Genomic DNA, 11,668 nt, shown 5'->3' with positions numbered 1-11,668 from the left:
CGTGCTTCGTGGGCTCGTCGTCGTCGCGGCGGCTAGCCTCGGCATGTGAACAGCGCGCCGTCCGCTCCCGTCGACCTGCGGATCGAGGGCGGGCGGGTGCGCGACATCCCGTCGCTCTACGCCGAGCTGAACCGCGTCTTCATGGCCGACGAGGAGTGGCGTCTCGGCGAGAGTCTCGACGCGCTCGACGACCTCCTCTACGGCGGGTTCGGCGTCCTCGCGCACACGTCGATCGCGCGCGTCGTCTGGGCTGACTCGGCGGTCTCACGAGACGCGCTGGGCATCCCGCTCACGCGCGCCCACCTCGCCGCCAAGCTCGAGCGCCCGGACATCTATGCCGTCGGTCCGGCGCGGGCCGCGCTGGACGACCTCGAGCGGGGTGGCGGGATGACGTACTTCGAGCTGGTCCTGCAGGTTTTCGCCGGTCACCCCGAGCTCGAGCTCGTCCTCGCCTGAGGTTCCTCGCTGGTTTTCTTAACGGGCGCATATCCTCGCGCGGGAGCATGAAGTCATGTCGCTCACGTCGTCCCCGCTGTCCGATCCCGCGATTCGCGTGCTCGTCGTCGATGACGAGCCGAACCTGCGCCACTTGCTCGGGGCGGTGCTCTCGCGGCAGGGCTGGATCGTCGAGGTCGCGGCGACCGGGGCGAGCGCGATCGAGACGGCGCGACGGATGCGGCCGCATCTCATGGTGCTCGACGTCGTGCTGCCCGACATCGACGGCGTCGAGGTTCTGCGAACGCTGCGCAGCGAGCTGAGCGAGACCATGGTCCTCTTCCTGACCGCCAACGGCACCGTCGCCAACCGCATCACGGGCATCGCCGCCGGCGGCGACGACTACGTGGCCAAGCCGTTCAGCGTCGAAGAGGTGGTGGTCCGTCTGCGCGGACTGCTGCGACGCAGCCCCATGCTCTTGCAGGGCGCGCCGACGCCGATGCTCGAGGTCGGCGACCTGCGATTGAACGAGGACAACCACGAGGTCACACGGGCGGGCGAGCCGATCCGGCTGACGGCGACGGAGTTCTCGCTGCTGCGCTTCCTGATGCTCAACGCCGATCGGGTCCTCAGCAAGGAGCAGATCCTCGACCGTGTCTGGGAGTATGACTTCGGACGGGAGTCGAACATCGTGGAGATCTACATTTCGTATCTGCGCAAGAAGATCGATCACGGACGTGAGCCGATGATCCACACGCTGCGCCGCGTCGGCTACATCCTGCGGGCTGCTCCGACCGCTCCGGCCTCGTCGTGACCTCCGCGCGGTCGGGAGGCCTGCGCACCCTGCGCGGCCGTTCGGTCGCGATGATCTCGGGTCTCCTCCTGGCAGCGGTGACCGTGTTCGGCATCGTCTCCGTCGCGATCCTCCGGCAGAACCTCGTCACCCAGGCCGAGTCGACTCTGTATCTGTCCAACGACACCGCCATCAGTCAGACCCTCACGGCGGTGGATGCGACGGGGAACGTTCCGACCTTCGACGACGTATCGCTCGCGGTCCCGTCCGACGGGTTCTTCTTCGTCGTCCAGGACGACGAGGTCGTCGTCTCGGCGTTCTTCACCCGCGACTACGACTACCGCCCGATGACCGGCGTCGAGCTCTCTCACGCGCGCGCCGCGATGGGAGAGAGCGGCTACACCGCCCAGGCCGATGTCGCCGACGACGGGATGTACCTCGTCACTGCGTCCGACGTGGTCGCCGAGGACGGGGGAGAGCTGACGATCGTCAGTGGCGTCGGTCTGACCGACGCGGACACCGTCGTCCGGACCTATGCGCTCTGGCTCGCGGTCGTCGGGATAGCGATCGCAGCGTTCGCCGCGGTGTTCGGCTGGCGCTGGACCCGACAACAGCTCGACCCGCTCGAGCGGGTCGCCGAGATCGCTGATGAAGTGGCGGCCACGCCGCTCTCATCCGGAGAGATCGCGCCGCAACGCCGTGTTCCCCGCGATGTGCGGCATCTCGGGTCGGAGACCGACCGTGTGGCGGACGCGCTCAACCGCCTGCTCGACCATGTCGAACTCTCGCTCAACGCACGCCACCGCGCGGAGGAATCGATGCGTCGCTTCATCGCCGAGGCGAGCCACGAGCTGCGGAACCCCCTCGCCTCCATCCGCGGTTACGCCGACTTCTACGCCCAGCCCGGCGCCGACGCCGACCCTCGCGAGGCCCAGGGTGCGCTGCAGCGCATCGGCTCGGAAGCGGCCAGGATGAGCGCGCTCGTCGACGACCTGCTGTTGCTGGCGCGGTTGGATGCCGACCCCGTGGTGGCCCATGATGACGTCCAACTGTCGATGATCGTGGTGGAGACCGCGTCCGATGCGAGGTTCGCCTATCCGGGACATGTCTGGCGCATCGCCCTGCCTGACGAGGACGTCACCGTGGTCGGGGATGAAGGCGCGATCCGGCAGATGCTGTTGAACCTCGTCGCCAACGCCGGACACCACACCCCCGACGGCACGAGTGTGACGGTCGCGGTGGGGAAGACCGAGACCGCCGTCGAGCTCAGCGTCAACGATGACGGTCCGGGCATCGACCCCGACGCGTTGCCGACGATCTTCGACCGATTCACCCAAGCCGGCAGCCGGTCGCAGACGCGGGAACGCTCCACGGTGGGCCTCGGGCTCGCGATCGTGCAGGCCCTTGCAATCGCGTCGGGATACGAGGTGTCGGTCGTCAGCTCGAGTGCGGGCACCCGGTTCGTCATCCGCATCCCCATCGTCGTGGGCGACTGACTCCGACGGCCGCGGGTCACTCCGTCTGCTCCGTGTTCCAGCCCAGGTGCATCGCGGTCCAGATCAGTCCGTAGGGAGCGATCGTCCGGGCAGCGACCCAGTTGTGCTCTAGTCCCGGGAGCACGCGCAGTGTCGTCGTCCGCCCCTGTCCGCGAAGCGCGTCGCGGATCGCCGTCGCCTCGGCGGCCGATTCACGATCGCCCTGCCCGAGGAAGAAGATCTGCGAGCGATCGACGGCATCGTTCGCTGTCGCGGCGATGACATCGAGCGGCGAGTTGCGCTTCTTGGCCTGCGGGTCCGCCACGACCGAGGCGGTGTAGGGGGCGGTGTACGGCATGATCGACAGCACCCCGCCGAACGTCTCGGGGCTGTGCAGTCCGTAGAGGAGCGAGCCGAGTCCTCCGGCGGACATGCCCGCAATCACCCGGTGCTTCTTGTCGGCGACCGTGCGGAGCGCGCCGTCGGCCCAGCTCACGACGTCGCGTGTCACGAAAGTCTCGAGCTGCGCGCCCCCGGGGCGATCGAGTGGCTCATCGTCGACACGCGCTGAGCCGGCATTGAGGTCAGGGGAGACCACGATCATCGGCGGCACCGAGCCGCTCGCGATGAGTGTGTCGAGCAGGTAGTCGATGCGCCCGCCGGCGAACCAGTCCGCTGCACTGCCCGGTGCGCCGTGGAGGGCGTACATCACGGGATATCGTCGCGTGTTGCCGGGAGCGTCGTAGCCCGGGGGGAGGTAGACCCAAGCCCCCGTGGCGGGAACCTGGGCCGCGGTCGATGGAACGGCGGTCAGGAAGGAGTACCCGTTCGTGTCGGTGGTGACTCGTTCGCCCTCGGTGAGAGGAACATTCGAGGCGCCCTCTGCCGTAACGGCGGCAGCAGGCAGCTCCGCCACGGGCTCCCTGGTCTTGTCGTCGATCCAACGGCTGAGAGTGGCCACCGACGGGAAATACCCGACCCAGGTGTTCACCCCGAGAGCGAGCGAGAGCACCAGGACGACGGCGGTGCCTGTCACCGCGGCGCCGCCGAAGAGCGTTCGACGCGCGCGGGATCGGGTGCGCCGAGCGCGCAGGATGCGCACGCTCAGGACGACGCCCGCGGCCACCAAGAGGAGACCGACCGCGGTCGGCCAGTAGGTCGACAGGAGGTCGGAACCCAGGTCCTGCTGGAGAGTCGGCGGTACGTCGATGGGAGCGTCGGGGTCCACGTGGCATCCGTTCGTCGTGTTGCTCGCAGCGTGCTGCGGCGGGCTGATCCGAGCGTACGAGCGGGAGTGGGATCGCCCCCGCCCCCGCCGTCCAAGTCATATCGGGGGCTTAACGGACGGCAGGAACATGACCGCACCGACCGGCCGTCCTGCTGCGACGCGGCCCTGATCCGAGGAGACACCCATGAGCACTCTGCTGGAGCGTCCGCGTCGCACCGCCGCCGATGACGACGGGCGCGCGCCGCGAGCACCTCGCATCGCCCCGTCTGCACAGCCTTCCCACGCCCGTCGGCCGAAGACGCACCACCCACTGGCGAGTGTGCCTCTGTGGGTGGGGCGCGTGCTGCAGGCGATCGCGGCGACGATGGTGCTGGTCGCCGTGACCGACGTCGTGCTGCCCGAGGGGATCTACTGGGCGACGTCGTACTTCGCGGTGTTCGGGTTCAGCCCCGAGCCGGTGATGTTCAACGCCGTGCTGCTGTTCGTCGTCGGTGCTGCTTCCAAGCGACGCCTCCGAGGAGCCCTCGTCTTCCTCGTCCTCTTCGAGCTGCCTACCGTCCTGCTGCCGCTGACCAACTTGCTGGAGGCAGTTCGAGAGGGATCGGTGCTTCCCACCGATATCCAGCGGGTCGACGTCGTGGCAGCGGTGCTGGCCGCGGCCTTCGTCGTGCTGCTCCTCGTCGCTCGAGGCCAGTACTCCGCGGTCCTGCCGCGATCGACCTACGTTCGTGCGGCAGCGGTGTTCCTCGGCGGGGTCGCCGTCGCAGTGCTCACAGGCGGTGTGCTCGCGAGGATGACGGCCGGACCCGGCGAGTCGGCGGCTGACAGCTGGTGGTGGGCGCTCTACTCGGCGACGGGGGTGTTCCCGTCGTCGACCCTTGTCGAGGTCCAGGCCACGGGCCTCCACCAGAGCATCGAAACCGTCGTGTCGTCGATCTCCGCCGTCGCCCTGCTGATCGCGCTCGCAATGCTGCTGCGCAGTGCCCGGGCCCGCCAGCTGCTGACCGAGGGCGAGGAGCTCGAGCTACGCGGCATCCTGGCCTCGAACCGCACCGACGACGCGCTGGCCTACTTCGCGACCCGCCGCGACAAGTCGGCGGTCTTCTCGCCCTCACGGCGCTCTGCCGTCTCGTATCGCGTCGTCGGAGCTGTCGCCCTGGCCAGCGGTGACCCCGTCGGGCCGGAGGAGGAGTGGGACGCCGCGATCGACGAGTGGCTTCGGGTCGTCGACCACTTCGGCTGGCGGCCCGCGGTGCTCGCCGCGTCGGAGCGCGCAGCGCATCATTATCAGCGACGGGGTATGCGAGGCATGGTGCTGGGGGACGAGGCCGTCCTTCGTCTGAACGGACCGCATGCCGAAGCCGTGACGCGGTCGCCCCAGGTCGCGTCCGCGCGGCGGCGGGCGCGCCGTGCGGGCTACACCGCCCAGTTCCGACGGCAGCGCGATATCCCGCACGCGGAGCTCATCGCTCTCGCCGACCTCGTCGAGGACTGGCGTCATGGCGCTGAGGAGCGCGGCTTCTCCATGGCGCTCTCGCGCTTCGCCGACCCCTCGGACGGCGACGCGCTGGTCGCGACGGCACACGACGGCGACGGTGTGGTGAAGGCTCTCCTCGTGTTCGTGCCGTGGAACGGCGATGGCGTTTCTCTCGATGTCATGCGTCGTCATCCCGAGTCGGTCAACGGGGCGACGGAGTTCCTCGTCTCCGAACTCGTCGCGCAGGCGCCTGCCCTGGGGCTGACGCGCGTCTCCTTGAACTTCGCGGTTCTGCGGGATGTCTTCGTCCGTGGGGCGAGGGTCGGTGCCGGACCCCTGCTGCGGGCGAAGCGCCGCATGCTGCTGATGCTCTCCCGGCACTGGCAGCTCGACTCGCTGCGGCGGGCGAACGAGAAGTACGACCCGGACTGGCGTCCTCGACTGCTGATGTGGTCACGCCGCACCACGATCGCATCGGTCGTGCTCGCCGTCGCACGAGCCGAAGGCTTCGCGCGTTCTCCGCACCGGTGGCATGTTCAGTCCGCCCTGCGCTCGGCGGACTTCGCGACTGCGGTCCGCGCTCTCGGTACGCCGGTGATCGGGCTGCCGCCGGTACACCCGGTGTCGCCCTCGACGGCTCGGCGAATCGGCATCGCCGAGGGCATCCGTGCCTCCGGTGGCGATCCCTTTCCTCCCCGTGTCGCGCGGACGGCGGCGCTCAGCGAGGTGCGTCGTGACATCGAGAGCGCCGGGTCGACGGCGGTGCCCCTCGAGCCCGTGTCGGTGGTCGGCCGGGTGCTCGGCCGTCGCAGGCACGGCGGGATCACCTTCCTCGACATCGTCGAGGACCACGTCGGGCTCCAGGTCATCGCCGCCGCGGGCCGCACGCGCGGCTACGGGGCGCTGCGGGGCATCGATCTCGGCGATCTGATCTCGGTCTCGGGAGCGCCCGTGCGCAGCGTCCGCGGCGAGCCGAGTATCGCCGCCGATTCCTGGGAGGTCGCGGCCAAGTCGCTGCGGCAGCCGCCGAACCGCCGGACCGGCCTGCGCGACCCCGAGGTGCAGGTCCGCCAGCGACAGGTGCACCTCGCGACATCGCCCGACGCGGCCGAGCTGATCCGCGCGCGGGCGCGTGCGACCCGCGCCCTGCGCGACTGCCTGCTGGCAGAGGACTATCTCGAGGTAGAGACCCCGGTCCTGCACCGCACGCACGGCGGAGCCACGGCTCGGCCCTTCCGTACCCACATCAACGCTTACGACCGCGAGCTCACGCTGCGCATCGCCCCCGAGCTCGCTCTCAAGCGCCTCATCGTCGCCGGCTTCCCGCGGGTGTTCGAGATCGGTCGCAACTTCCGCAACGAAGGCGTCGACGCCACCCACAATCCGGAGTTCACCGCGATGGAGGCATACCGTGCCTTCGCCGATTACGACGACATGCGTCGGCTCGCCGAGCGGCTGATCCGATCGGCGCTCGTCGCCGTCTCGGGGAGCGCGACGATGTTGCTTCCGAGCGGCGAGCGCATCGACGTCTCGGCGCCGTGGCGCGTGGTCGCGGTCTGCGATGCCCTGACGGACTGCATCGGCATCCCCATCCGACCCGATCACGACCCCGAGGCCCTGCGCGACGTGTGCGCCGTCTACGGCGTCTCCGTCGCCGGGGGCGCAGGCGTCGGGACGATGATCGAGTCGCTGTACGAGGAGCTCGTGGAGCCCCGAACCGTCGAGCCGACCTTCTACACGGACTTCCCGGCAGAGACGTCGCCTCTGGCGCGACCGCATCGGCGCATCCCGGGGCTGGCCGAGCGCTGGGATCTCGTCGCCGGCGGAATGGAGCTCGGCACCGCGTACACGGAGCTCAACGACCCGGTCGAGCAGCGGCGACGTCTCACCGAGCAGTCGTTGCGGGCGGCACACGGTGACCCGGAGGCGATGCAGCTCGACGAGGAGTTCCTGGCAGCCCTCGAGTTCGGGATGCCGCCCACCGGCGGCCTCGGACTCGGAGTCGACCGCATCGTCATGGTCGCGACGGGCGCGACCATCCGGCAGACGCTCGCCTTCCCATTCGTACGATGAGAAGCGTCACTCGCCCGAGTGCCCATTCGAGGGGGCCGCGAGGCTCGAATCTCGACCACACGACGGACGCCGCGGTCAATCCCATCGTGAACGCGGCGAGCGTGCCGATGCTCTGGGCGGGACCGAAGGAATGCCCCGTCGTCGCGGTGATGAGCGCCATCGCGACGATGTGAGCCGCGTAGACGGACAGCACCATCGCGCCGGGGGCGGCCAGCGCTGTGGTCGCTATCCCGGCGAGGCGCGGGGCGACGCGGAGTGCGGCGCGGGCGCGCTGGGCGGCGTCGCCGACGGTGAGACACACCGACAGCAGGAGGGCGCTGACGCCGAGGCATCCCGCGACGTCTGCCCAGCTGCCCGAGTGTGGCGCCGGTACGAGCAGCCACAACAGGCTGCTCGTGTCGGTCACACCCCTTTCGCCGTAGAAGACGCGGGCGACCTCCGCTGCGGCCGCGGGACCGCCCCCGGAGACTCCCCGGGCCGCGGCGAGCGCATCGACACCGCCGAGAGCGAGGAATGCACCCCCGCCGCCGTAGGCGAGAGCGGTGAGCAGCGTGCCGACGACGGCGAGCGCTCGGCGCCCGGTCCGCCGCGTCAGATCGAATCGGCCCACGGCGAACCCGGCGAGGACGAAGGGCACCCAGGTCAGTGCGGGGTAGTCGCCCGCGACCAGCACCGACCACGCGAAGCCGGGTTCGCTGCCGATCATGCGACGGAGCAGCACGGAGAGCGGCGGGCCGATGAGGGCCCACACGGCCGCGGCGACGACGAGTGTGCGGGGGGTGCAGCGCCGGAACGGGAGCACCAGCAGAAACCACACCGAGAAGAAAGTCAGGATGACGGCGACCGGCGTACCGAGCGCTGCCAGCGCTCCTCCGCAGACGGCCAAGAGGGCGGCCCGGATGACGGTCGGTGCCGTCTCGGGCGTGGCCCGGTCCGGGGCCGTCGGTGATCCGAGGGTGAGGGAGACTCCCGCCGCGAACGCGAACATCGCCGGCATCCTGGAGTGGAACAGCTCCCAGCCGACGTGAACGGTGCCCCACCCCTCGCCCGCAGTCCAGGCGGCGGGGCCGACGTGCGCCACCAGCATCCCGAAAACTGCGATGGTGCGGAAGAGATCGAGCCCGACCACTCGCCGTGAGTGAGCCGCCGCCGCCGGGGGCGTCATACCCGCCTCCGGGCCAGTGTGCTCATCACGGCGGGGAATGCGGCGATGTAGACGCTCAGGAGGACGACCTGGGCTCGCTGGAGATAGCCGCCCCCGTCGGGCAGTGTGCCCGAGCTCGCGCTGAGGACGGCCAGAAGGCTGACCCCGACCGTCGTTCCGACGAAGACGATGACGCCCCCACGGAGACAGAGGCGCAAGACTCGCGAGGCGGGTCGGGCGCGGGGGCTTGCTCCGCGTCGTCTTCCGGTCGCGAGTGCGAGAAGCACCGCCGACGCTGTCGCGGCGGCGAGCGCGCTCGAGCTCGTCACGGCGTGCACCTGGTGGGCGAGCCCGAGCGTTCCCGCCGCATCGGAAGCGGCGCAGGCTGCATCCGCCGAACCGGCGCAGGCCAGAGGCACGAGGGAGTCGGCGACGGTGAGCGCCGCGAAAGCGCCGAGCAACATCGCCGACCAGCGCGCCGTCACGTCCGCCGCTGCCGAGATCCATCGAGAGCGGTGCAGTGACATCGCGATCAGCACCAGCACGCCGGTCAGCGCATCGAGGCTGCGGAAGACCGCGCTCGTCGGCTGATTCTCGGCTGCAAGCTCGGACAGATACGCGCGGGCGGGGTCGAGCGGGTAGCCGGCGAGGGCCTCCCACATCACGCCTGAGTATGCGATGGCCGCCGAGACGAAGAGCACGTGGGCGATGGTGTCGGTCGGGGTCGGCGCGCGCACGCCCCGGAGGTTAGGCGGACGGGATATGGCTCGGGTAAGCATCGAGTCGCGCGCCGAGCGATCCGGGAGACGGCTGACCTATGGTGACGCCATGCGCACCCCGATCGTCTTCCTCCATGGCGGCGGGCTCGCCGCGGTGTCATGGACTCCGCATATGACTCTCCTCGGAGATGAGCGCCACATGCTGGCTCTCGATCTGCCCGCGCACGGCGCCGAGCGCCATCGACGGTGGACGACGATGGACGACGCCGCAGATGCCGTGTCGCGAGCACTGCGCGAGCGAGGTCTGGGTCGCGTGCACGTCGTGGGGTTCTCGCTGGGCGCGGACGTCGCGCTGCGTCTGATCGCGCGGCATCCCGCCCTGGTCGACGCCGCCGTGCTCACCGGGATCAGCACGTCGCCAGTGCCGTGGTGGGGTCGGCTTCTGGATGTGATGAGCTGGCCGGTCATGGCGATGCCGTTCACGCACCGGCTGCTCGCCCGAGAGATGCGGCTGTCCGACGATCTGCGCCGTGCGCATCTGGCGTCGACGCGGCCGGTGCGGATCGGCGACTACTCTCGGCTGAGCCGACAGGTTCTCGCGGGCGTGTCGCTCGCCGGCGTGGAGCTGGCTTCGACCCGAGTCCTCGCGCTGGCGGGACAGCGCGAATCGGCGCACTGCCGGCGCTCCGCCGTCATGCTCACGAGGCGGTTGACGGCCGCCGGGCTCGAGTCCGAAGCGGCCTTCGTGCCTCGCGCGGGACATTCGTGGCCGTTGTCCTCTCCCGCGGCCGTTGCCGACATCGTGCGCGCGTGGATCGATCGGCCTGGCGTGGTAGACCCACGCCTCGTCCGGTACGCGGCACGCGCTTAATCCGCGCACAGGGCACCGCCCTACGGTCGGGGCGGGCCCCCGGTGGACAGACATCGGACGTGCCCGTCCGTCGTCCGGCCCATCGCCGAGGAGAGGCTGTCGTGTCCATGCCGTCCATTCCGACCGATCGACCCGCCGTGAAGCTCAGGCCGCCGCTGCGGGATCGGTGGCGCGACGTCGGCCGCCCGCCTCGGCTCATGGGCGTCGATGTGGCGCGCGGTCTCGCGATCTTCGGCATGATCGGCGCGCACGTCGGGATCGTGTGGATGGTCGCCGGTCCCGAGGGGCCGGACATCGCCGCGCTCGTCCAGGGGCGCTCCGCCATCCTCTTCGCAGTGGTCGCCGGTATCTCGGTCGCGCTCGCGACCGGCCGCGGGCAGCCGCCTCGGGGAGAAGCGTTGCGGTCCGCTCGTCTGCGTATGGCCGGCCGTGCCCTCGTCGTCCTCGCCCTCGGCCTCGCACTGGAGATGCTCGGCAGCACGATCGCCGTCATCCTGCCCATCTACGGCATCGTGTTCCTCATCCTCATACCCTTCCTCGGGCTCCGTCGACGCACCCTCGCGCTCGCCGCGGTCGCCATCGCCGTAGCGGGGCCGTCCCTCCTCGCGCTCCTGCGTGCGGTGACGCTCGCGGGTACCGGCATCCCCCAGGGAATCGGCGGCACCGCGGTCGACTTCCTCATCAGCGGCTCCTACCCGCTGACCGTGTGGCTTTCCCTGGTTCTCGCCGGGATGGCACTCGGGCGGCTGCGGCTCGACCGGGTGCGGAACGCGGCGGTGCTGTTCGGATCGGGTGTCGGGTTCGCCGCCGTAGGCTACGGGCTCGGCGACGCGTTCAACGGGACGGTGCGCGGTTGGCTATCGGGCTGGGACAGCTCCTCGTCGTCGCTATCCGCGCTGTCCTCCGCCGGGACGTCGTCGCTTCTGCCGGAATCGTCCTCGCCGATCGGTCCCGATACACGCGGCTACCTGGAGCGTCTGAGCGAAGTCGACCTCGGAGCCACGCTCTCTCAAGCGTGGGGCGTCGCGCCGCATTCCGGGGGAACGTGGGAGATCGTCGGTTCGGGCGGATTCGCCGTCGCCGTCATCGGCGCGTGCTTGCTCCTCGCTCGTCCGCTGCGCGCGCTGCTCGTGCCGCTTGCCGCCGTGGGGTCGATGCCCCTCACCGCGTACACGGCCCATGTCGTCTCGTTCGCGGTCCTGGTCTCGCCGTTCGCCCTTGCCCCCGGTCTCGCTTCGGGGGATGGCGATCCCGCCGTCAGTGCCTGGTTCTGGATCGCCAGCATGGGGGTGCTTCTCGCGGCGTGCACCATGTGGGCGCTCAGCCGGGGCCGGGGTCCGCTCGAGTCGGTCGTGGCGGGCGTCGCGCGCCGTGTAGATCTGCCCGCGAACGAGCGGGGGCCCGCCGCGAGCCTGGGGAATGAGCAACCCGTCGCTCGTTAGTCTACAATGTA

The 11,668-nt window shown here is 70.2% G+C and carries 9 protein-coding genes; 6 read left to right on the top strand and 3 right to left on the bottom strand.

From position 1 onward, the window contains the following. The first annotated feature begins 45 nt into the window (after positions 1-45). Genes DEU36_RS03980 through DEU36_RS03970 form a run of 3 tightly spaced genes read left to right on the top strand, consistent with a single transcriptional unit; the run spans position 46 to position 2,724 of the window. Complete coding sequence (locus DEU36_RS03980; RefSeq protein WP_183045283.1) at positions 46-456, top strand: ribonuclease inhibitor; 411 nt, start codon at positions 46-48, stop codon at positions 454-456. Between the two features lie 55 nt (positions 457-511). Further along, positions 512-1,249, top strand: coding sequence for a response regulator transcription factor (locus tag DEU36_RS03975; protein ID WP_120263016.1), 738 nt, complete (start codon positions 512-514; stop codon positions 1,247-1,249). Further along, positions 1,246-2,724 (top strand): cell wall metabolism sensor histidine kinase WalK, encoded by a 1,479-nt coding sequence (locus tag DEU36_RS03970; protein ID WP_120263015.1) that lies wholly within the window; start codon positions 1,246-1,248, stop codon positions 2,722-2,724. Before DEU36_RS03975 ends, DEU36_RS03970 begins: the two co-directional genes overlap by 4 nt. Positions 2,725-2,740: 16 nt before the next feature. Here the strand turns inward: DEU36_RS03970 and DEU36_RS03965 are convergent, their stop codons facing one another. Continuing rightward, entirely contained in the window at positions 2,741-3,931 is a 1,191-nt protein-coding gene (locus DEU36_RS03965) for an esterase family protein (protein ID WP_120263014.1), read from the bottom strand. Between the two features lie 184 nt (positions 3,932-4,115). Between DEU36_RS03965 and lysX the strand changes: the two genes are divergently transcribed. Continuing rightward, positions 4,116-7,481, top strand: coding sequence for a bifunctional lysylphosphatidylglycerol synthetase/lysine--tRNA ligase LysX (gene lysX, locus DEU36_RS03960; protein WP_120263013.1), 3,366 nt, complete (start codon positions 4,116-4,118; stop codon positions 7,479-7,481). Here lysX and DEU36_RS03955 read toward each other — a convergent pair. Next, entirely contained in the window at positions 7,423-8,610 is a 1,188-nt protein-coding gene (locus tag DEU36_RS03955) for a heparan-alpha-glucosaminide N-acetyltransferase domain-containing protein (RefSeq protein WP_183045282.1), read from the bottom strand. The genes lysX and DEU36_RS03955 overlap by 59 nt on opposite strands. A 32-nt stretch (positions 8,611-8,642) precedes the next feature. Then, positions 8,643-9,362 carry a DUF998 domain-containing protein gene (locus DEU36_RS03950; RefSeq protein ID WP_183045281.1) on the bottom strand — a complete coding sequence of 240 codons (720 nt, stop codon included), beginning with the start codon at positions 9,360-9,362 and terminating at the stop codon, positions 8,643-8,645. A 91-nt stretch (positions 9,363-9,453) separates the two neighbouring features. Here DEU36_RS03950 and DEU36_RS03945 point away from each other — a divergent pair, with 91 nt between their 5' ends. Both DEU36_RS03945 and DEU36_RS03940 read left to right on the top strand, forming a co-directional pair. Continuing rightward, the gene (locus DEU36_RS03945) at positions 9,454-10,215 is read left to right on the top strand and encodes an alpha/beta fold hydrolase (protein ID WP_183045280.1); all 762 of its coding nucleotides are present in this window, start codon (positions 9,454-9,456) and stop codon (positions 10,213-10,215) included. A gap of 107 nt (positions 10,216-10,322) precedes the next feature. Continuing rightward, entirely contained in the window at positions 10,323-11,657 is a 1,335-nt protein-coding gene (locus DEU36_RS03940; RefSeq protein ID WP_120263010.1) for a heparan-alpha-glucosaminide N-acetyltransferase domain-containing protein, read from the top strand. Positions 11,658-11,668 lie beyond the last annotated feature (11 nt).

This window comes from Microbacterium sp. AG238 (assembly GCF_003610405.1).
GTDB lineage: Bacteria > Actinomycetota > Actinomycetes > Actinomycetales > Microbacteriaceae > Microbacterium.
This window is presented reverse-complemented; position numbering and strand designations above follow the sequence as displayed.

Excerpts from the sequence above, each read along its gene's own strand:
- DEU36_RS03945 (WP_183045280.1), top strand. The coding sequence starts at position 9,454 with ATGCGCACCCCGATCGTCTTCCTCCATGGCGGCGGGCTCGCCGCGGTG.
- DEU36_RS03975 (WP_120263016.1), top strand. The coding sequence starts at position 512 with ATGTCGCTCACGTCGTCCCCGCTGTCCGATCCCGCGATTCGCGTGCTC.
- lysX (WP_120263013.1), top strand. The coding sequence starts at position 4,116 with ATGAGCACTCTGCTGGAGCGTCCGCGTCGCACCGCCGCCGATGACGAC.
- DEU36_RS03940 (WP_120263010.1), top strand. The coding sequence starts at position 10,323 with ATGCCGTCCATTCCGACCGATCGACCCGCCGTGAAGCTCAGGCCGCCG.